This is a genomic window from Parasphingorhabdus litoris DSM 22379 (assembly GCF_020906275.1).
Lineage (GTDB): Bacteria > Pseudomonadota > Alphaproteobacteria > Sphingomonadales > Sphingomonadaceae > Parasphingorhabdus > Parasphingorhabdus litoris.
In genome coordinates this window covers 3,082,694-3,103,864 of record NZ_CP086727.1, presented here as the reverse complement: position 1 = coordinate 3,103,864, position 21,171 = coordinate 3,082,694, and the positions used below count along the sequence as shown (strand labels likewise).

General features: G+C 52.7%; 20 protein-coding genes. 9 read left to right on the top strand and 11 right to left on the bottom strand.

Annotation, left to right across the window (positions count from 1 at the left end; all coding sequences use genetic code 11):
* Positions 1-71: 71 nt before the first annotated feature.
* Entirely contained in the window at positions 72-719 is a 648-nt protein-coding gene (locus tag BS29_RS15120) for a LuxR C-terminal-related transcriptional regulator (protein WP_229954469.1), read from the bottom strand.
* Positions 720-789: 70 nt separating this feature from the next.
* Here BS29_RS15120 and BS29_RS15115 point away from each other — a divergent pair, with 70 nt between their 5' ends.
* Complete coding sequence (locus tag BS29_RS15115) at positions 790-2,805, top strand: sensor histidine kinase (protein ID WP_229954468.1); 2,016 nt, start codon at positions 790-792, stop codon at positions 2,803-2,805.
* A 63-nt stretch (positions 2,806-2,868) separates the two neighbouring features.
* Here the strand turns inward: BS29_RS15115 and BS29_RS15110 are convergent, their stop codons facing one another.
* The 7 genes from BS29_RS15110 to BS29_RS15080 all read right to left on the bottom strand — a co-directional run bounded on the left by BS29_RS15110 (position 2,869) and on the right by BS29_RS15080 (position 10,711).
* On the bottom strand, positions 2,869-3,795 hold the full coding sequence (locus tag BS29_RS15110; RefSeq protein ID WP_229954467.1) for a DMT family transporter: 927 nt from the start codon (positions 3,793-3,795) through the stop codon (positions 2,869-2,871).
* Complete coding sequence (locus BS29_RS15105) at positions 3,792-4,793, bottom strand: threonine aldolase family protein (RefSeq protein ID WP_229954466.1); 1,002 nt, start codon at positions 4,791-4,793, stop codon at positions 3,792-3,794. The genes BS29_RS15110 and BS29_RS15105 overlap by 4 nt, the downstream gene beginning before the upstream one ends.
* 71 nt (positions 4,794-4,864) lie before the next feature.
* Positions 4,865-7,210: a putative bifunctional diguanylate cyclase/phosphodiesterase gene (locus BS29_RS15100; protein ID WP_229954465.1), complete on the bottom strand. Its 2,346-nt coding sequence runs from the start codon at positions 7,208-7,210 to the stop codon at positions 4,865-4,867.
* A gap of 90 nt (positions 7,211-7,300) precedes the next feature.
* Positions 7,301-7,483: a hypothetical protein gene (locus BS29_RS15095; RefSeq protein ID WP_229954464.1), complete on the bottom strand. Its 183-nt coding sequence runs from the start codon at positions 7,481-7,483 to the stop codon at positions 7,301-7,303.
* A complete protein-coding gene (locus tag BS29_RS15090; protein ID WP_229954463.1) occupies positions 7,480-8,694 on the bottom strand; it encodes an FAD-binding domain-containing protein in 1,215 nt (404 codons plus the stop codon). Before BS29_RS15090 ends, BS29_RS15095 begins: the two co-directional genes overlap by 4 nt.
* Before the next feature lie 71 nt (positions 8,695-8,765).
* Positions 8,766-9,341: a DNA-3-methyladenine glycosylase I gene (locus tag BS29_RS15085; protein ID WP_229954462.1), complete on the bottom strand. Its 576-nt coding sequence runs from the start codon at positions 9,339-9,341 to the stop codon at positions 8,766-8,768.
* A gap of 50 nt (positions 9,342-9,391) precedes the next feature.
* Positions 9,392-10,711 carry a methyltransferase family protein gene (locus tag BS29_RS15080; protein WP_229954461.1) on the bottom strand — a complete coding sequence of 440 codons (1,320 nt, stop codon included), beginning with the start codon at positions 10,709-10,711 and terminating at the stop codon, positions 9,392-9,394.
* Positions 10,712-10,868: 157 nt separating this feature from the next.
* On the opposite strand from BS29_RS15080, the gene BS29_RS15075 reads away from it, so the two are divergent.
* Complete coding sequence (locus BS29_RS15075; protein WP_229954460.1) at positions 10,869-12,056, top strand: PQQ-dependent sugar dehydrogenase; 1,188 nt, start codon at positions 10,869-10,871, stop codon at positions 12,054-12,056.
* 6 nt (positions 12,057-12,062) lie between these two features.
* Here the strand turns inward: BS29_RS15075 and BS29_RS15070 are convergent, their stop codons facing one another.
* Positions 12,063-12,914: a DUF1499 domain-containing protein gene (locus tag BS29_RS15070; protein WP_229954459.1), complete on the bottom strand. Its 852-nt coding sequence runs from the start codon at positions 12,912-12,914 to the stop codon at positions 12,063-12,065.
* Positions 12,915-13,027: 113 nt separating this feature from the next.
* Here BS29_RS15070 and BS29_RS15065 point away from each other — a divergent pair, with 113 nt between their 5' ends.
* The 6 genes from BS29_RS15065 to BS29_RS15040 are packed head-to-tail and all read left to right on the top strand — an operon-like array spanning position 13,028 to position 17,355.
* Entirely contained in the window at positions 13,028-13,609 is a 582-nt protein-coding gene (locus tag BS29_RS15065; RefSeq protein ID WP_229954458.1) for a GNAT family N-acetyltransferase, read from the top strand.
* 42 nt (positions 13,610-13,651) lie between these two features.
* Entirely contained in the window at positions 13,652-14,218 is a 567-nt protein-coding gene (locus tag BS29_RS15060; RefSeq protein ID WP_229954457.1) for a DUF1285 domain-containing protein, read from the top strand.
* On the top strand, positions 14,215-14,826 hold the full coding sequence (locus BS29_RS15055) for a CoA pyrophosphatase (RefSeq protein ID WP_229954456.1): 612 nt from the start codon (positions 14,215-14,217) through the stop codon (positions 14,824-14,826). Before BS29_RS15060 ends, BS29_RS15055 begins: the two co-directional genes overlap by 4 nt.
* Positions 14,766-16,022, top strand: a complete 1,257-nt coding sequence (locus BS29_RS15050) for a CCA tRNA nucleotidyltransferase (RefSeq protein WP_229954455.1) — start codon at positions 14,766-14,768, stop codon at positions 16,020-16,022. The genes BS29_RS15055 and BS29_RS15050 overlap by 61 nt, the downstream gene beginning before the upstream one ends.
* 29 nt (positions 16,023-16,051) lie before the next feature.
* Positions 16,052-16,891 (top strand): SDR family NAD(P)-dependent oxidoreductase, encoded by an 840-nt coding sequence (locus BS29_RS15045; protein ID WP_229954454.1) that lies wholly within the window; start codon positions 16,052-16,054, stop codon positions 16,889-16,891.
* 35 nt (positions 16,892-16,926) lie between these two features.
* Positions 16,927-17,355 (top strand): nuclear transport factor 2 family protein, encoded by a 429-nt coding sequence (locus BS29_RS15040; RefSeq protein ID WP_229954453.1) that lies wholly within the window; start codon positions 16,927-16,929, stop codon positions 17,353-17,355.
* A 119-nt stretch (positions 17,356-17,474) separates the two neighbouring features.
* On the opposite strand, the gene bdcA is transcribed toward BS29_RS15040, so the two are convergent.
* The gene (gene bdcA / locus BS29_RS15035; protein WP_229954452.1) at positions 17,475-18,188 is read right to left on the bottom strand and encodes an SDR family oxidoreductase; all 714 of its coding nucleotides are present in this window, start codon (positions 18,186-18,188) and stop codon (positions 17,475-17,477) included.
* Positions 18,189-18,265: 77 nt separating this feature from the next.
* Between bdcA and BS29_RS15030 the strand changes: the two genes are divergently transcribed.
* On the top strand, positions 18,266-18,931 hold the full coding sequence (locus tag BS29_RS15030; protein ID WP_229954451.1) for a TetR/AcrR family transcriptional regulator: 666 nt from the start codon (positions 18,266-18,268) through the stop codon (positions 18,929-18,931).
* Here the strand turns inward: BS29_RS15030 and parC are convergent.
* Positions 18,897-21,170 carry a DNA topoisomerase IV subunit A gene (parC, locus tag BS29_RS15025; protein ID WP_229954450.1) on the bottom strand — a complete coding sequence of 758 codons (2,274 nt, stop codon included), beginning with the start codon at positions 21,168-21,170 and terminating at the stop codon, positions 18,897-18,899. The genes BS29_RS15030 and parC overlap by 35 nt on opposite strands.
* Position 21,171: the final 1 nt, after the last annotated feature.

Here is a 21,171-nt window from a genome sequence, read left to right as displayed (position 1 = left end):
AAAATCCCGGCATCGGAGGCTACTTGCCAGTCATGCCGAGGATTTTTTTAAACAGTGGAATATGGGCAGGGTTAGATTTCCGCCGCCGGGTCAATCAACCCTTCGCGCAAGGAATAGGCAATCAGCTGGGCAACCGAATGCACATCAAGCTTTTGCATCAAATTGGTGCGATGACGATCCACCGTTTTGGCGCTGATCCCGAGATGCCCCGAAATTTCCTTGTTGGATTGCCCCGCGACAATCAGGTTCAGAATCTGTCGCTCGCGGTCCGTCAAGGCATTCTGCTGGGGCGCATTATCCATGATGCTGGTAAAAAAAGGCGAGATATATCGACCGCCCTGAAGGATCATTGGGACATGTTGATAAAGGCCCTGATTATCCTCGGCTTTGGAAAACAAACCATCGACGCCGGCCTCAATGAGTTCGCTGACTTTCCCCATTGCAGATATACCGGTAAACACGGCGATCCTTGTATCGGGCGACCATCGACGCGTTTCGACAAGCACCTCAACACCGCCCGCAATGGGCATCGACACATCGAGAACAAGCATATCAGGTCGATGCTGTTTGACTGCGGCGATGGCATCCAGACCATTGCCGGCTTCGGCCACCACCTCGATCTGGTGTCCGTCAACCAGCCGCTCGTTTTCCAGAGCGGCTTTCAATCCCGAACGGACGATCGCGTGATCATCGGCAATAACGGCGGTAAAGTGGCTCATTTCAAACTTTTGCTCTGCTTGCCTTGGGGCATTTTCCTGTTCTACAACATAGCACAAATGATTGTAACCTATGACATTTCTTAGCCTGATCAATCAATCTCGCGCGATGGCATTTCGCCTTTTGGGGATCATGGCTATCATGATGATAACCGCCGTTTTGACCATGCCGTCGGCTGTGGCCGCGCCCGTTCTTCCATTGACATCAGGCGAAAATCAAACCGATCTGAGTGCCAACATGACCTATAGTCTCGGCGAAGATCGTCCGCTTTCTGCAATGGTTTCGGAATATGAGGCAGGAGAGTTTGAAACCGAGGTGCCGGTATCCGAAGACGAGTTTAAACCTTATTCCGATCTCTGGACTGCTGTTGCTGTAAAAAACATCTTGAAGGCGGATGGACGTCTGGCAGATCAGTGGATTGTTACTTTTGATGCGTTTGCGGTGCGTGATTCCGATATCCTGCTGGTCCGGCAATCCGGTGATGTCGACCGATTGCTGTCTTTTTCTTCCGCTGAGCCTTATGATCCAGCGATCTTGAGCGGTACCCAGCTCAAGTCAAAACCGCTGATATTGCGGCCAGGAGAATCAGCTATCCTCATGGTCCGTACATCCAAACTGATGGCTGCTGCGCCAAGCCTTGCGATCAGGGACGAAGCTGATCTCGTTGAACATGAGCTGCGTACCGCTGCACTCAACGCGGCGTTCTACACATTGGCCATATTTGGACTAATCGTGATGCTGGGTACCAATATCTCATTGAAAAGCTCGGTTGGCGTTCGATATGCTTTGCTTTTCTGCCTGTTGCTCACCGCATTGTCTTTTGATGACAATATCCCTTTGCGGTTTTTATATCCGAACCACCCGGAGTGGAATCCCTATATTGGCTTCCTCATCAGCTATGCCTGTATCATGTTCGGCTTTTACGTGGCCGGTTCTTCAATGGTCACTCGCAAAGGACGTCACCCCTGGTCCAAGCATGTCCAATGGCTGGCATTGCTGCCAATCGTGACTCTCGCGTTGATACCGTTTCTACCGCGTGTGACGAGTTACAAGATCCAGCTTGTATGGACGGGTATCATGTGCCTGACGCATTTCCTGCCGCTCTATTGGTGGGAGAAATCCGCTAATCGCAGACTGTATGAGATGTGGGCTGGACTGATCATCATTTTTATCGCGTTTCTGATCTATGCCACATTGATGTTCAGCGGTTACCTGGAAAACCAGATCGTCCTGCGCAATTTTGCCAAAACGACATTCATTGTGATCGGAACATTGGTCATGCTGGGGCTGACTTATGGCATTTTTTCTCTGCGCAGGGAGCATGATCGGGCACAAGAGGAAAAAATTCGTATTCTCAAAGAAGATGCTGAAAAAAGTCAGCGCCTATTGGAGGCGGAGAAAAACTATTCCCGTGCGCGCGATCAAGCTGCACTGCGCCAGCGCCAGCTTGCTAGCGCATCCCACGACATAAGACAGCCGCTCAGCAGCCTGCGTATGAGTCTGGATGCTGCGTCAGCCAATATGGGTGATGATACGGAGAAGAGTTTTCGCGAGGCTCTTGATTATCTGGAATCCCTTTCAGGTGATTATCTGGTTGAAAGTCGGCCAGATCCAGCTGTGCCGGCGACCCATGAACCAGAATATTCAGGCGAGGCTTATCCCCTTTCGATGATATTCCAGACCGTCAGTCAAATGTTCAACGAAGAAGCAATATCGAAGGGACTCCAGCTACATATCGTAGACAGCAGTGTCGAAACTTCGGTTCCTCCGCTCGTCTTGATGCGGATGGTCAGCAATCTTGTTTCTAACGCCATTAAATATACCGTGACCGGGAAGGTGTTAGTGGGAGCAAGGAGACGCACGGACGGTTTTTCGATCATGGTGTTGGACAGTGGTCCAGGAATGTCGGACGAGGAGATTATCCGGTTTCAATCCGCCTATCAAAAAAGTAGCGATTCAATTGGCGAAGGATTGGGTCTCGCGATATGCCATGAACTAGCCAAACAAAACCAGCTGCGCATTGAAGTCATCTCTGAGCGCGGCAAGGGCACTTGCGTGAGCGTTACCTCAGATGCAAATTTAAACTAGGTTGACGAGCTAAGGCAGGTGATTGAATCAATCTGGAATCAATTGCCGTATCAACAGCCGCAGTCATTTTGCCTTGGGCTTGCGTGAGCGCAATGCCACTAGCAGTCCCGCCATCGCCAAAAGTGCTCCAGACGCCGGCAATGCGGTCCAGACATAACCTTCAAAAAGCGTGGATAATATCATCGCAACAATTGGCACGAGCACACTGGAGTAAGCCGCTTTACCCGCACCAATTTCGCGCAGAAGCGAAAAATAGAGCGGGAAGGTGATGACCGAACCGACAATGGCGAGATAGATGATACCGCCAAAATAGGCCGCCCGCATTTCGACAACCGGTGGTCCCGCCGTAACCCATGACAGCAATATATTGATCGCCGCGCCCCAGAACATAGCCCAAGCCAGTAGCGTCAGAATCGGGTAGCTTTTCAGCTTTGGCAAGGCTTGCATCACATTGGCAATCGAGGCGGACAAAATGCCAGCGACCGTCAGCGCCACACCCAATAAGACATCCGCAAGCGTGGCCGGTGAGCTTTCATATTCATGCCAGAAGAGCAGCGCGATCCCGACTGCTGCAATGGCGGATCCTGCCATGAAAGCGCCGTTAATCTGTTGTCCCAGAAAGATCCGCCCCAATAAGGCATTGGGCACCATCAGCAGCGCAAATAGAACCGCAACCAGACCGGATGTAATGTATAGTTCCGCATAATAGACAAAATTGAAATTGAATGAAAATTGCGCGACGCCGATCAAAATGGCCCAAAACTGACCCTTTGCGCCCAAGCGGAAGGGTAATCGTTTGAAACCAACTAGCGCGAACATCGCCAGTGATGCGATGACGAAGCGATAGCTGACGGACCAGCTTGGCGGCACCTCGGAAATCTGGTCCTTGATGACCAGCCAGGTCGATCCCCAGATCAGCGAGACCAAAAGAAAAGGGAGTAATATGCGCGGCGCCAATAAACTTGGTTCGCCGCTGGGCTGTGCGTTCATAAGGCTCCGATAGCCTCTGCCAGCGGGCGAATATCTTCCGCACTTTGGTTCCAGCTGGTCACCAGCCGTGCTTGCCCCTCTCCCCAGTCGTAAAAATCAAACCCGGCCCGACGAAGCGTTTCCGCTTCGCTTGCGGATAGGGTGATGAATATTTCGTTCGCCTCGACCGGATAAAGCAATCGCTCGCCCGCTGCCTCAGCGATGATCTGCGCGCCCTGATTGGCGGCACGGGCATTGTCGAGCCACAGATCGCCGTCCAGCATCGCCAAAATCTGCGCGGCAAGATAGCGCCCCTTGGATTGCAAATGGCCAGCACGTTTGCGGAGATAGTGGGTTTCCGATGACAAATTCTTGTCAAAGAACACTAACGCTTCGGCGCCCATGCCGCCATTTTTGACAAAACCAAAGCTCAGCACATCGACGCCAGCCTTCCAAGTGACATCGGCCGGGTGACAATCCAGAGTCGCAATGGCGTTGGCGAAGCGCGCGCCATCCATATGCAACCCCAAGCCGCGTTTTTTGCAAACGTCCGCGACGGCTGTGACTTCCTCTGGTCGATAGACGAGGCCATATTCCGATGCATTGGTGATCGATACGGCGGCGGGCTGCACCTGGTGCACATCATCCCGAATGGCGGCACACATGGTATCAATGGTGTCCGGTGAAAGCTTGGCACCTGCACCACTGGCCAGCATTAGTTTAGCCCCACCCGTGTAAAAGCCGGGCGCGCCAGCTTCATCCTGCTCAATATGCGCTTCTTCATGACAGATTACGCCCTGATGTGGCTGACATAAAGCTGCCAATGCCAGTGAGTTAGCCGCCGTGCCGGTTGCCACCCACATAGCTTCTACGTTCGTCTCAAAAAGATCAGAAAACGCGCCGCTTAGCTGTGCGCTCAGAGCATCGCCGTCATAAGCGGTGTCCTGGTCATTGGCTTCGGTCAGTGCCGCCATCACCTTGGGATGGACGGATGCCGCATTGTCAGAAAAAAATCGCATGAGATGGCCATGCTGCCAACCAGCGGCTGCGTCAAGATCATGATTGACCAGCCGGATATTCAGCTATCTTATCAGGCCTTTTTCCGCTTCTGACCCGGAGTAATGGGAACTTCCGCCGCCGGCAAATAAATTGTGCCGACGTTCGGGGCCTGCTTATCACTGGATCGCAAATCGGTATATTCGTTCAAAGCTTCCGCTTTTCCGTATAGAAATCCCTGTACTTGGTCGCAGCCTTCGATACGCAGCTCTTCGACCTGATCCTCGCGTTCGACGCCTTCTGCTGTTGTTGTCATGCCGAGATTTTGGGCAAGATTGATCACGGAACGTATAATCGCTCGGCAGTCTTCGCGCGTATCAATCTCGCTCACAAAACAGCGATCAATCTTGATTTTGTCGAACGGGAAACTGCGCAAGTAATTGAGCGAACTATAGCCAGTACCAAAATCATCCAGCGAGATGCGGATGCCCAGGTCGCGAAGCGTATGCAGCGTCCGGATATTCGCTTCGCTATCGTGCATCAATATGCTCTCGGTGATTTCCAGCTCCAACCGGCTGGGGTCTACACGGGAATGTGCCAAAGCGCTGACGATAGTTGATACAAGGCTTGCGCTGCGCATCTGGGTCGGCGACAAATTGATCGCTACCGTCAATTTGTCATCCCAGGTTGCTGCATCATCAAGCGCCTTGCGAATGACCCATTCACCCAACTGGACAATCATCCCGGTTTCTTCAGCGACAGAAATAAAGTCATCCGGCATGACAACGCCGCGCTCAGGATGTTCCCAGCGCAAGAGCGCTTCATAGCCGATTTTCTTTTGCGTTTTCAGGTCAACGAGCGGTTGGTAATGCAAACGCATTTCATCGCGGCCCAGGGATGCACGCAAATCCAGTTCCAGATTGCGCCGCGCTTGTGCCGCGACATCCATGCCTTCCTCAAAACAGGCGACACGGTTGCGGCCGGCACCTTTTGCGGAATAGAGCGCTAGATCGGCATATTTTAAAAGCTGATTGGCGTCCTTCATCTCGGACGTCCATGTTGCTACGCCTACGCTGACCCCCGTAATCACATTATGGTCGTCGACCAAAAACGGTTTGCCAATTTGATCAACGATCGCTTCGGCCACATCAGGTGCACATTTTGACCTTGCACCGGTTAGTAGCAGCGCAAACTCGTCGCCCCCAATGCGAGCGAGAAGATCACCGGGTTTTGAAAGACCTTCAAGTCGACGTGAGATCATTTGAAGCAGTTTGTCGCCAATCGGGTGTCCCAACGTATCATTAATTGCCTTGAAATGGTCGAGGTCGAAAAAAATCAAGGAGACGTCATCATCCGCTGTTGTCCTATGGATCGTGCGATTGAGTGTTTCGGTAAACAGGCGCCGGTTCGGCAGATCCGTCAGGCCGTCAAAATGGGCCATGTAACTGACCTTTGCTTCGGCATTTTTCTGTGCGGTGATATCCTCGATCACACCGCGAATGGCCACATTATCAGAGTCGGAAGATTCTTCGGCAGCGCGGGCGCTTATTGTCCACCACTTTTCTTCACCGCCGACATCGACAGAAACGGTGAGATCCCGAAAGGAACGACGATTTGCAATATGATCGGCCAATTGCCGCTGATGCTCTTCATTTTCAATGAGCGTTACAAGCTCCATCCCGTTCATCGTTTCACGGGGGCGCTGGGAAACTTCGGCAAAACGATCGCAGACGTCAACCAACCGGCCATCTTGATCGATGGAAAATAGCCAGTTCGATGCTTGCTCCTCAAAATCATTAAGGAGCAATTTGACCGTCTCTGCAGATCGTTGAATTTCTTGGCCTGTCACCAGTTGTTTGGCAAAATTGTCGAAAATATTTCCGCAATTCACATAGAGAACTGACGCGAACATTATGAGTAGCGCGATTGCGGCATAACTTTCAATGCCGCCCAGATAGAGTAATCCAGCCGTAAGGCCGACGCAGACAATCAAGGTCCAGGCTCTCGAAGCTTCTGGAATGTGCCGATAAGAAACCACGGCCGTACTCATCTTGCCTGCGCCAATAATCGCCAGCAGCATAAGCTGATTGGATGTTGCAACAGGCAACAGGCAAGCCACACCGGCACCCCACATATGGGCATAGCCAGCCGCGTTGAATGTAATCCGTTTTTTCAACTTGAGCATGTCTTGGCGAGAAAGATTCATGATCTTTGAACGCTCAGCCAAATGTAGGCGTGTGATCGAAAGATAGGCAAACATGCAATACCAAAGAACATGCATCGCAAAAGGTGTCTGATCAAAGAAGAGAAAAGACAATATGAGTGCATTGACGATATTGGCAAACACGGTGATGCGAACGGACTTACGGTGTTCCGTCAACTGCTCTCGCAATATCAAATCTTCGTCGGAGTGCCCCAGCTCTCCAGCTTCAATATTCATAATCGTTTAAACCCCACGATGCGCGGGGTAACGAACAATCGTAAATATTTTACTATTTTCCCTATTTTACATAGCTTTACAGTGAAATCGCTACCGTTTTTTCGCGATTTTCAGCTTGTCGGCCTTGGCGCGTTTCTTGATCGATTCTTCGCTGCGGGTGAGGGCTTTGGATATTGCCTTCAGCGTCATGCCTTTTTTCGCAAAAGCATGTAGCTTCTGAATTTCTTCGCTATTCCATGGCTGTTTGTGCCGTTCAAAACGTTCTTTTGTCATAATTCCATCCCCAAAGCCCGCAGGGCATCCGGTGCTTTTTTCTTAACCGGAAAGAACCCTTTGGTTGCCAACGGCCAGATTGCGGCGTCATAGTCGCGCATCACCCACCGTACATTGTTACCGCCAATTTCCCCACCAATCGCATCTTTCAGCGCGCCGACCGGCAGCCATGGCGATAATAGCCGTTCCAGACCCGCCTTCGCCATAATCGAACCAAGCTTTTCACCTTTTTCCCACATCACCGCTTTGCAACCAAAATGCTCGGCGCCACGCGCCAAGGCGTCGGCTACAGCACTATTTGCAAATGTGCGGACGTTGTCCGAAACCCCATTGGGACTTTTGCTATCTGCTCCTGTTGACCCAATGAGCAATGCTGGTTTGCCGGGCAAGGTCAGGCTTTCAGGATGACAATCTTCGTCATGAACGAGCAGCGCGAAGGCTGCCGCATTAGGCGGAACCGGTGGTATTTTCAGGGGACGTAGTTTGTAACTTACATCTTCTTCCAGCGGTATCGCTTCTGCAGCGAGACCTGTGGGGTTGAAGCGACCATCAGTAAATTGCGCAATATTCTCTTTGGTTGCCAGATAGGTTTTGCCCTTTGTGTGCAATCCGCCAACCCAGCGCCATGACAAAGTGTTGGATGCCGCATCGCCATCTATCAGATGCTGCAAAAAGAAATCTGCGCCGAGCTCCCACGGCAGTTTGAGAGTGAATATCCAGATGCTCGCGAACCACATTCGGGCGTGGTTGTGAAGATAGCCTGTCTCAACAAGTTCCATTGCCCAGTGGTCAAACGCATCAATACCCGTACGCCCCTCAGTCGCCTGTTCATATATTTTCCGCAGACCGCCCTGCGTCTTTAGCTGCGCGAACTTGTCATCTCTGTTGGTGACATAGTCTGTCCAGACCTGCGGTCGTTGCTCCAACCAGCCCTTAAAATAACCGCGCCAAAGCACTTCGGAGATGAATTTATCCGCACCTTGCGCGCCATGGGTCGCTATGGCTGCAGCGATTAGCTCCTGCTCTGTGATCAGCTTGTGCCTTATAAATGGCGACAGCCGAGAGACATTATCGCGCCAGAGATCCTCAGCGACGTTGGCGTTCGCGCCATAGTCAAAATTTCGCTTATGTGCGTAATTATGTCCCATGTTCGCAGCGAAATCTGAGAGCCGGGATAGAGCGGCATTTCTGGTCGGTTGGGGATATGTCATTTCTGCCCTATCGCAGCAACAGCGAAACTTGCCAACTATACTGATTGGACAGGTGGGCGTAGACGTTTCGATCAGGCCTGCCAGCAGTCCGCCATATGGTCATCCACCATCCCAACCGCCTGCATATAGGCATAAATAATCGTGGTACCGACGAAACTCATTCCACGCTTTTTGAGATCTTTTGAAATGGCATCGCTAACCGGCGATGTTGCGAGCATATCCGACGGTTCTTTGGGCCGATTGATAACAGGCACACCATCTACATGCGCCCATAGCCAGCTGTCGAAACTGCCAAATTCCCTCTGCATATCTAGAAAGACCGAGGCATTTTTGCGCGCAGAGTAGATTTTGAGTTTGTTGCGAATAATCCCCTCATCCTCTCGCAATGCTTCCAGCTCGGAATCAGACATGGCGGCCACACGGGCGATATCAAAGCCATGAAAAGCGCGGCGATAGCCATCCCGTTTCCTGAGCACGGTTTCCCAACTCAGACCTGCCTGTGCGCCTTCCAATATCAGATTTTCGAAAAGTTTCTGGTCGTCATGTTCTGGAATGCCCCATTCCTCATCATGATAAACGCCGTAAAATTCTTTGCCCGCTTGTCCGCCAAAACAGCGACGCTTTCCATCTGTACCTATGACTGTCATCGGGGCAGCTTAAGATCGTCTTTCGGCTTTGGGAAGCCTCCATCGCGTTACTATTCGGCCGGCTGTATTTCGGGCTCTGCTTTACCGGTTGACGGCCACCAGCCGATTTTTACTTTCGCCCAATTGATTGCACGCGGAATTGGCGCGTTACGATCCATCCATTCGGCATATTCTTTATAAGCAGGATCACTCAAAAGGTGCTTTTCCTCGGTCTTCGCACGCCAATAATAGACGCCGCTGACCGCAGCGATGATAACCGTGTTACGCACCATGTCGGTAAAGCTTCCGGATGTGACTAGAAACGGCATGGTAGCCAGCCACCAATAAAGATTCTTTGCGACATAGGCAGGGTGTTTGGTGAACCGATAGGGCCCATGGGTCAGGATACCGCGGTGCGTGAGGTTCGAGAAGCGCAAACCGAAAGCAACGGTAGCCCAGGCGTAAATGGCAGTAAGAACGACCAACAGACCGCCCCAAATGGCTAAGATCGTTGGACGTCCATCGAGCCAGTAGGCCCAGTCAGCTGTGTTGACATGATAGTTGAGCGGGCCATCCATAAGAATGAATGGCGGGTAGCAGATTAAAGCGGCGACCCATCCCGCCATATAGGGGTTGGCGGTGCGGATATGAGCATCAAGGGGCTTCATGGTCAGCAGATAGCCGACAGTGGCAAATTGCACATCAACGACAAACATCGCAATGATCAGCCAATGAGCGATGGCAACCGGGTTTTGCATAACCTGCGCAATATCGAGCCTGACGATGTCCCCAAAGCCGCCTGGCACGATGGAGATCATGAACGCGAGGAAAAAACCCTTCACCGCCCAGGCACGCAAATGATGATAAATTTGTTCAGCATCATATGCGCCGCGCGCACCCATCAGGAATTGTCCGAAGTGCCAGGCGCCGTCACGTGGTTCGACAAATCGCCGATCCATCCAGATTACATAAGGAATAGAAAGGACAAGCAGGAAAGGGGCTGCCATTTCCATCATCTTCATCGAGAATTGATATTGGCCGGTCCAATACCAGCGGCCGACACAGTAGATTAAGGCGATTATCGCCCACGTTGCCCATAGCCCTGCAATTTTGGCCACACTGACGTCAAAAGTCTGCTTGAGCGGCTTTGGATTTTTCCAGTCAATACCGGTCGAAGCGCGCAAATGGACTTTTTCATACAGCAATGACCAGATCACCATGGGGCCGCCGCAAGCGGCGCAAGCAACCAGCGCGGAGTAAGGGCCATCCATGCCATATTGACGTGCGATCAATATCCACGAAAATAATCCAATAAGGCCAGCAACACCCACGCCGCTGGACACCGCAGACGGCGGACGCGGATCATCGGCATCTGATTTTCGTGCGAACATAAGTCCTGCGCTTTAACCAGAAATGGTAAGTAAGCCGTGAACATCGTTTTCAAGCCCGAATATTCTATGAATTATTACGGCAATCCGTTATATTCTTGCGCAAGCCTTGGTTCAGCAACTTATTGGAACAACATATTAAATGATCATGGGAACAAAAATGAGAAATCTTACACTTGCCACCGGATTATCTGTCGTTCTTATCGCCTGCAGCAATGGCGACGATGCACAGGCCACACAGGGTGCGACAGCAGAAAATCAGGCCACGACTGATATCTCACCGGTTGATCGCAAACCTTTTGAAAAGGCTGAAGTTGCAAGTTTCGATGAACCTTGGGCTATGACCTTCCTGCCCGATGGCCGAATGCTGGTTACCGAGAAGAAAGGGAAACTGTTTCTGGTTGACCAGAAGGGTGAGAAAACTGAGATTTTCAATGTTCCAGAGGTGGACTATGGCGGGCAAGGCGGATTTGGTGATGTCATTCTGTCTCCCGATTTTGCAACCAGTGGGCGTATCTATTTGAGCTGGGTTGAAGCGGGTGACGATAATACGCGCGGTGCCGTTGTGGCACATGCCGATCTTTCTTTGGCTCCAAACGAACCCGGCGTAGAAGCAGAAGCACCAGCGCTTGCCAATCTTACAACCATCTGGACGCAGAATCCCAAAACCACTGGCCGCGGCCACTATTCCCACCGGATGGTGTTTTCACCGGATGGCAAATATCTGTTCATTGGATCAGGAGAGCGTCAGAAATTTGATCCATCACAGGATATGATGGGCAATCTGGGCAAGATTATCCGTTTATATCCCGATGGCAGCGTTCCAGACGACAATCCATTTGTCGGTGAAGATAATGTGCTGCCGGAAATTTGGTCGCTCGGACACCGCAATATTCTTGGCATGGCCTTTGATAGCGAGGGCCGGCTTTGGAATCAGGAAATGGGCCCCAGAGATGGCGACGAGCTCAATCTCGTGCAGCCGAAAGCCAATTATGGCTACCCGATCGTTTCGGAAGGCGATCATTATGATGGCAAGAAAATTCCAAACCATGATACGCGCCCTGAATTTGCTGCACCCAAAGTGGCTTGGGTTCCCACCATCGCCCCATCCGGTATGATCTTTTATTCCGATGATCTCTTCCCCGCATGGAAAGGCAGTGCCTTTATCGGCGGATTGGCAAGTGAAGCAATTATTCGCGTATCTTTCGACGGCGAAACCGCACAGGAAGCCGAACGTTACGCCATGGACACACGGATCCGCGAAGTCGAACAGGGACCAGAAGGTGCCCTATGGGTCTTGGAAGACGGTGAAGGCGGCAGGTTGCTGAAGCTCACGCCGCCAAAATAGCTTTGTTCAAGAGGCGGTGGTGGTGGTTCCTGACAAATCACTCAGGAATTGACGCACCCGTTTTGCATTCGCACCAAGGTCATGAATGCCGACCCGTGACACCGACCGCATATCGATAATGCTGGCTTGGCCGTTTTCTGCAGCGCGAGCGCGAATGACCACATCATCCTTAAAGCGAAACAGGGAAATCGTGGCGGTCGCTTCCAGATGACCGGATGCGGGATCGACATTGGCGACTTCCCATCCGCGGTCTTCTGCCAAACGTTTGGATTTTTCGATAACTTCGGCCACTGGCTGGTTGATGCGCACCGAACGAATGTCAGGATAAGCATCCTGATGCAGCGTGGCCCAGCGCTGACGTGGGTTCATACCGCGCATCGCACTATCATCGGCGCCGGGGATATTGTCCCAATTGTCGGCGCGCAGGGTCAGGGCAGAAAATTCCGGCGGGTCGGCAAGATCCGTCGTAATGTCATGAATGGCGGGAAGCGATGCAAGGGTCATCGCATAGCTTGCGAGATAGCCGATAAAGCCGAGTGAAACGATCGTCCCCAAGCCCAGCAGCCGCCAACGTGTCTTACGCTCCTTACGGCGATCCAATAGGATGCCGACAATGGCAACAATCAAAGCGATCAATGCAACCAAACCGGTCCAGGGCAGTGCGGAAAGACCGGCCTGCCAACCCCAGAGACCTATGCCTGCACCAAAAGCGGAACCAAAAAATACGATAACTGCAGCGACAGCCAGAGCAAGAACGGTCCAGCCCTTGGGATCTTTGCGCAGCGATGCCAGCCGTCCCGTCTTGGTTGCGACAGCGCCCTCAGTAGCTGGATTGGTCGCGTTTTCTTGATTATCCACCGAGCAAACTCCTGTATAAAGTCAGTCTTTTAGACCGCCTTTTGCGATCTGGCAATCATAGGCATATGGCTGCGTTTTCCGTCCGTTATTCTGGCGCTCGACAGCACTGAACAATGCCGTTACACGCGCACGATCCAATTACGAATATATCGAATATCGGAACCAACAAATTGACCACCATCATTCCTCTTGCCGAAATTGACCCAGCGCTGGTTGAAGACTTGCTTGATGCGGCTTTTGGCAAACAGCGCAGCGAACGCACGGCATATAAGGTGCGCGAGGGTATGGAGATGCTGGAGGGATTAAGTGTCGCCGCCGTGAATATGGCGGAAAGCGAATTGCTCGGTACATTGCAATGCTGGCCCGTCGCGCTGACCGACGATGCCGGTAAAATGCACCCAATGATCATGGTGGGCCCAGTGGCCGTCCATCCCGAATGTCAGGGAGAAGGCATTGGCCAGGCACTGATGACCGGTTTGCTAAAAGAACTGCAACAGGATGAAAGTCTGCCGCTCGTCATGATCGGCGATCCCGCCTATTATGACCGCTTCTTTGACTTCTCCCCGGAACGGACTGGCGGTTGGTCGCTGCCCGGCCCTTGGGAGCCGGAACGATTGCTGGTACGGGCATCGAAAGACGCGATATTGCCCGAAAAGGGGAAGTTGGGGCCATGGGCGCGTCCCACAAATAACTGAACCCGTTTACAAAAGCGGCTTGCCGCAATAGGCCATATTGATATGCCCTATGCACCACCTCCCGAACTTGCCTCGCTAACCCTTTCTGAAATTGCCAAATTGGCAGAAGAACAGAAATTGCCGCCGGTGGAAGAATGGCAGCCAGAGGAAAGCGGTGATAGTGAAATGCGGATCAATGCCAATGGCAGCTGGCTGCATCAGGGATCACCGATCAGCCGACCAGCCATGGTGCGGGCCTTTTCAACACTCTTGCGACGTGAAGCAGACGGCAGCTTTGCCTTGGTCACACCGTATCAAAAGCTCAGCATAGAAGTGGAGGATGCGCCATTCATCGCTGTTCAGATGGAGAGTGAAGGGCAAGGGCGAGATCGAAATATCGCGTTCCGGCTCAATACCGACCATCTGGTAGTTGCTGATGCGGAGCATCCGCTGCGTTTCCCCGCAGAGGTCGAGGCACCTCAGCCATATCTGCAGGTGCGCCGCGGACTGGAAGCAATATTAGCCCGGCCGGTATATTATGAGTTGGCGGAATATGCTTTGGCCGATGATCTCGACCCGTTTGGCCTGTGGAGCAATGGCACCTTTTTTCCGATTGATCGCCCGACATGACCTATCCCGGCAATCTCAAAACAAAGCTTTCGCAGGCGCTGCGCAGTGGTCATGCCAATAATCTCGATCATGCCTTGTCTGACGAGCGCGATTTTATCAAAGACTTGAACAGTTTGCGTAATGCCGCGGTCTTAATCGCGATAACCGATCGACCCGACCCAGGCGTGATATTGGTCCAGCGTCCTCATCATATGCGAAACCATCCCGGACAAGTTGCTTTTCCGGGTGGCAAGATTGATCCAGAGGATAGAGATGCGGTTCATGCCGCTTTGCGGGAAGCTGAAGAAGAGGTGAAGCTCGACCCTGCGGCCGTCGATATTATCGGGCCAACGGACCGCTATCATTCGGGTAGCGGATATAATATCCAGCCCATAATCGGCGTGATCCCGCCGGACTTGCCGCTGGTTCCCAGTCCAGAGGAAGTGGATGATTGGTTTGAAGCGCCGCTCGACTTTGTGCTCGATCCACGGAACCAGAATACTCATGTTGGGGAGTGGCGCGGGGATCGCCGCCAATATTACCAAATTAACTGGCAAAATCGCCGGATATGGGGAATTACGGCCGGTATATTGGTCAACTTGTCAAAGCGGTTGGATTGGTATTCATGAAGCTACCTGAGGCACCCTGGCATCAGCGACAATCGCTTAAAGACTTGATTGCTGTCCTTGACGGCCATCGCGGTGCGACACGATTTGTCGGCGGTGCCGTGCGGGATACATTGCTTTCGATCCCGGCAAAGGACATTGATCTCGCCACTATATTAAAACCCGATATGGTTATGGCACGGCTGAAAGATGCGAATATTTCGGCTGTCCCCACCGGCATTGAACATGGCACGGTAACGGCCGTTACCGAAGATGGCCCCGTTGAAATTACCACTTTGCGCCGCGACGTTTCAACCGACGGGCGTAGGGCCACAGTCGCATTTAGCGATGATTGGAAAGAAGATGCAGCACGCCGTGACTTTACCATTAATGCGCTGTTTGCTGATCCCGAAACACTGGAAATTTATGACTATTTTGGCGGGCTAACCGATCTCGAAAATCGGCATATCCGTTTTATCGGTTCTGCCGAGCAACGGATCGCTGAAGACCATCTCCGGATCATGCGCTATTTTCGCTTTCTCGCGCGGTTTGGTCAACATGATGTCGATCAGGAGACGTTTGACGCATGCCGAAAAGCCGCGCGTGAATTGTCCAAGCTATCGCGCGAACGTGTGGCGGACGAGCTTATAAAACTGTTGAGCGCTGCTGATCCTGTCTATGCTGTGCAGGAGATGATCGAAGCGGATGTTTTTGCCAATATTGTCGCGGAGATCGATCCCGAAGCTGGTCCCTTGCTGGCCACACTGGTCCTGCGCGAGGAAGCCCACGATATCGCACCCGATCCCATGCGCCGTCTGGTCGGTTTGCTTCCCAAAGATCCTGACAAGACGGCGCAGATTGTAACTAGCCTTCGATGTTCCAAAAAATTACGTCGCGCTGTTGCTGATCGGTTGACGGCATTGAAACCCGCTTTATCGGACATCCAGGCTATTGCTTACCATCATGGAGTAGATGCTGCGCAAGACATAATGCTGCTTTTTGCTGCGGATGACGAGCTGGGCACCAGTCTTGCCAAGCTCAAAGACTGGTCAAAACCCGTATTCCCGATTACCGGGGGCGATCTGATAGAGATGGGGCTGATGCCTGGACCGATTGTGGCCAAAAGCTTGAAGGCCATAGAAACAGCCTGGATCGCCGAACATTTTCCCGATGAAGACCGAGTGCGTGCACTTGCGCACGACATAATCAAGAGCAGCTAATCCACCAGCTGATCACAAAGGATAGATATATGAAAATCAACAAAGATATGGTCAGTTTTATAACCGGTGGGGCAGCGGGTATCGGCCTTGCCATCGCACATGCATTTGCGGCCCGAGGGGTCAAGATCATGTTAGCGGATATCGATGAAGAGAAGCTCAATCAGGCCGCCGCAGAGCTTAGCGCGGATGGTGCCGATGTTGAAACGGTCCTGTGCGATGTCGCGGATGAAGCGCAAGTTCGCGCCGCAGCCAAGGCGACAATTGATCGTTTTGGCAAAGTCCATATTGTGGTCAATAATGCCGGCGTTGCCCTAGGCGGCGTTCCTGGCGAAATCGATATGAAAGACTGGCGCTGGATTGTTGAAATCAACCTGATTGGTGTTGCCCATGGTGTGGAGATATTCACACCGCTGATCCAGAGCCATGGCGAAGGCGGGTATTTCATAAACACTGCGTCCATGGCTGGCCATGGCGCCGCTCCCGGAATGGCACCTTATAACGCAACCAAGTTCGCCGTTGTCGGTTATTCGGAAGCATTGAAGCAAGAACTGGCGCCAAGCAATATCGGTGTCAGTATACTGTGCCCGGCCTGGGTGAAAACGAATATCCACCGGAGCGCCTTGACCAAACCCACTGGCGGCGGAAGTGAGAGCGATCCACAATTTCAGGCGATGGCGGCGGTTATCGATGGCGGGATCGATCCCGCCGACGTTGCCGAATGGACGGCACAATGTGTTGAGGCGGATCGCCTCTACATCTTCACCCATCCCGAGTTCGCCGGCGGGATTGGCCAACGCTATGCAATGGTCAAGGCGGATTATGATGCTTGCGCAGAATTTCCGGCGTTTCAGAAGAAGGATGAGGTTTAAGACCGATAATATGATTTCAAAGGAAAGGTCAGATCATGGAATTCATTCCTCTTGTTGTCGCAGCAGCCACGGCTGCAACTCAGCCAAGCGGGGCAGATACGGCAACGCTCGCTGCCATTGAAGCGACCTGTCACGATTATGTCGACGGACAACTTGAAGGAGATGCTGATAGGGTAGCGCGGTCGCTGCACCCTGACCTTGCCAAAAGAGCGGTGATTGGAAACCAGCAATATGAAAACTTCGGGTTGCGGCGGATGAGCAAAGAAGAGCTTGTTTCTCTTACTAAGCAGGGCGCGCTCAAAACGCCTCCAGACGAGTGGGACCGCACCTGCAAAATTCTTGATGTAACCGGAAACGCCGCTTCGGTCCGGCTCGAAACGCCGTGGTTTGTCGACTATTTCCACATGGGTAATTTTGACGGAAAATGGCTTATCGTGAATGCCCTATGGTATATGAAAAAATAGGTGGAATGCAGAATGATGTGATGCGGCAAGAAAACCATCGCTCCACCCGGTCCCCGTGAGATGGCGGTTGGGGCAGAACAATGATTTTCCTTTGGAGATGGGATCACTAGCCCCGGGATCTAGGCACCGAAGCCGCCATCTATTGTATGAGACGCTCCTGTGACGATGCCCGCTTCCTCGCCGGCAAGATAAGCTGCCATCCCAGCGATTTCATCTGCACGGGCATGCCGTTTGATCGCCATGAACCCATGCATCATATCTTTCATTGGGCCGTCAGCTGGGTTCATTTCGGTATCAACCGGCCCCGGCTGGATTGCATTTACCGTGATACTGCGTTCGCCGAAATCCCGGGCTAGCCCTTGCACCATGCCCTTCATGGCTGATTTGCTCAGCGCATAGGCCGCTCCGCCAGGGAAGGGCATACGGTCTGCATTGGTGGAACCGATCACGATCATCCGGCCATTTTCGTTCATCTGCCGGCCTGCCTCGACAAAGGCATGATAAGGTGCGCGCACATTGATATCGATCATCCGGTCAATGGCATCGGGATCGAGTTCCAACGGATCACCCATTTCCAGAACACCCGCATTGACCACGATGACGTCCAGCGCTCCTAATTGTTTCACCGTTTCAATCACGCCATCCCGCTCGGCACTATCCGATTGCATAGCTTTGCTATCCGTTTCCGCCGCAAGCTGTTCGGCCCGATCAGATGAGTGGGCATAGGTGAAAGTCACATCGCCACCGTCTTTCGCAAAACGCTTCACTATGGCTTCGCCAATACCGCGACTACCGCCCATTACGAGGATATTCTTGTTGGTAAAATCTGTCATGATATATGTCCTTGTCAATTAATGTAGTGATTGCTACATAAACAGCGAAAATTAAAATTCAAGAGAAATTTATAGCGATGACTAAAAAAATAGAAAAATCTGTGAGCAGCGCGGCAGCACAACCCGCGGCCAAAGGCCGTGGACGCCCTAGAAAATTTGACACGGAAAAAGTGCTGGACCGCGCCCAGCATCTTTTCCATGCGCAGGGCTACGACCGTGTTGGCATCGCTCAACTGACCGCTGAATTCGGAATGAAACCACCCAGCCTCTATGCGGCCTTTGGTAATAAGCGCGGCCTGTTTGATGCTGTGGTGGAGCGATATTCTGCGCGCGAGGGTCAGTTTATCGCCAAAGCCATCGAAAGCAGCTCATCTGTACGAGAAGGGCTGCGCGGTATATTGATTTCAGGCGCTGAAATTTACAGTCGAAACAGGGAGACTGCCGGTTGCATGGTGCTGGAAGGCGCGCACCGCAATTATGAAAATGGTGCGAGTGACATCTGTTTCGAAAAGCGCTGCGAGACCGAATCTCATATTGCTGACTTTGTCGCCACTGAATATCCTGACAAAAGCAAGCGGGTCGCCAATCTGACAATGATCGCCCTGGCTGGTCTTTCCGCTAGTGCGCGTACCGGCCTGTCGCCAGAGGCACTGTTGGATTTTGCCAATCTGTCAGCCGATGGCCTGGAAGCTTTTCTCGAAACAAAACTTAATCAAACTTACCGCTCTTCGGGAACCCCGTAGGCGGAAGTCGTCCCGCCGCACCGCGCGCAACCCGCCACATGGTCAGGTCATTTTCGGTACGGGTCCGACCAGTATCGCCGCCCATGGCCCAGCTCAGGCCTTCTTCCAGTTTGAACACGGTCGCATCTGACAGGCCGCCATCTTTATAGCGTTGCAGCATGACGCCTTGACCCTTGGCCATTTCCGGCATTTCGGACAGGGCAAAGACCACTAGCTTGCGGTTCTCTCCAATGGCGGCGACATGATCCGCACCTTCGGGCACCGGTCGGACGACCAGCAATTTAGCGTCGCCTTTCAGGTTGACGACCTGACGGCCTTTTTTGGTCTCCGCAACCACATCGGCGATATTGGTGACAAAGCCGCGGCCCCATGACGAGGCGATCAGCAGCTTCGCCTTCATGTCGGCAACCATCATCGCAATTGGTTCCGTTCCCGGATCCATATCGACCATGGAGGCAACCGGCTCACCAAAGCCGCGCGCGCCAGGTAATTTGTCCGCGCCTATGGTGTAGAAGCGGCCATTTTTACAGCACATGAGCAGTTTGTCAGTTGTCTGGGCGTGAAAAGCGAACTTCGGCCCGTCGCCTTCTTTGAATTTGAAGGATTCTGGTTTGGACAGATCAGCATGGCCCTTCATCGCCTTGATCCAGCCGCGCTGTGACATGATCACGGTAACCGGCTCTTTCTCGATAAAGGCTTCGAGGGAAATTTCGCGTGCTGGCGCTGCTTCTTCCAGCATGGTGCGGCGAGCACCCAATTCTGTGTCCTCGGCGTAAAGTTTACGCATCGCAGCAAGGTCTTTTTTCAGCCTTGTCTTCTGGCGCGCCGGGCTTTCGATCAGCTTCGCCAGGCCATCACGTTCTTCGAGCAACTTGTCACGCTCCGTCCGCAGCTCCATTTCCTCGAGCTTGCGCAAGGATCGCAGCCGCATGTTGAGGATCGCTTCGGCTTGACGATCATTAAGCTTGAACTCATCCATCAAAAGTGGCTTTGGTTCGTCATTATTGCGGATAATCTCGATCACACGGTCGAGATTGAGATAGGCAATGATATAGCCTTCGAGCAGCTCCAGCCGCGCATCAATCTTGTCGATCCGGTGCTGCGAACGGCGTACCAGCACTTCGATCTGATGGGTGATCCAGTGCCGCAATACTTCGGCAATGCCCATGACCTTGGGCGTGCGATCCTTGTCGAGCACGTTCATGTTGAGCGAGAAGCGATTTTCAAGGTCGCTCATCCGGAACAAGGCGTTCATGAGATCATCGGGGTCTACTGCCCGGCTTTTGGGCTCGAGCACGATGCGGATCTGATCATCGGATTCATCCCGAATATCGGCGAGAATAGGCAGTTTCTTGTCGGCAATAATCTGGGCAATCTGTTCGATCAGTTTGCCTTTTTGCACCTGATAGGGAATTTCGGTGACGACAATCTGCCAGGCACCGCGCCCTTCGGCGTCTTCTTTCTCCCATTTGGCCCGCACGCGCATCGCGCCGCGCCCGCTTTCATAAGCTGCGTCGATAACCGATTTCGGATCGACGAGCGTGCCGCCGGTTGCAAAATCAGGCCCTTTGATGATCTCCATAATCTCCGCATGTTCGGCCTTGGGGCGTTCAATCAGCAAGGTCGCGGCATCGATAACTTCGGCTACATTATGCGACGGAATGCTGGTCGCCATGCCAACCGCGATCCCGCTCGCACCATTGGCGAGCAGATTGGGAAACAGGCCGGGCATGACTTCCGGCTCTTCATCTTCGCCATTATAGGTGGGCTTGAAATCGACCGTGCCTTCGTCCAGCCCGTGCATCAACTCAATCGCTGTGCGTGTCAGGCGCGCTTCAGTATAGCGATAGGCGGCCGCATTATCGCCATCGATATTGCCGAAATTCCCTTGCCCATCGACAAGCGGGTAGCGCATCGCAAAGCTCTGAGCGAGACGGACCATCGCATCATAGACCGACTGGTCGCCATGCGGGTGATATTTACCGATAACATCGCCGACCACCCGCGCGCATTTCTTATAGCCCTGTGAAGGATCGAGCTTCAATAACCGCATCGCCCAGAGCAGGCGCCGGTGCACGGGCTTTAGCCCATCGCGCAGGTCCGGCAGCGACCGCGCCGTGATCGTCGACATCGCATAGATCAGATATCGCTCGGAAAGAGCAGAATCAAAAGGAGCATCGACTATCGCGTCAAATTCATCTTCGGGTGCCGCTTCGGGCGGATCGGTTACATCACTCATG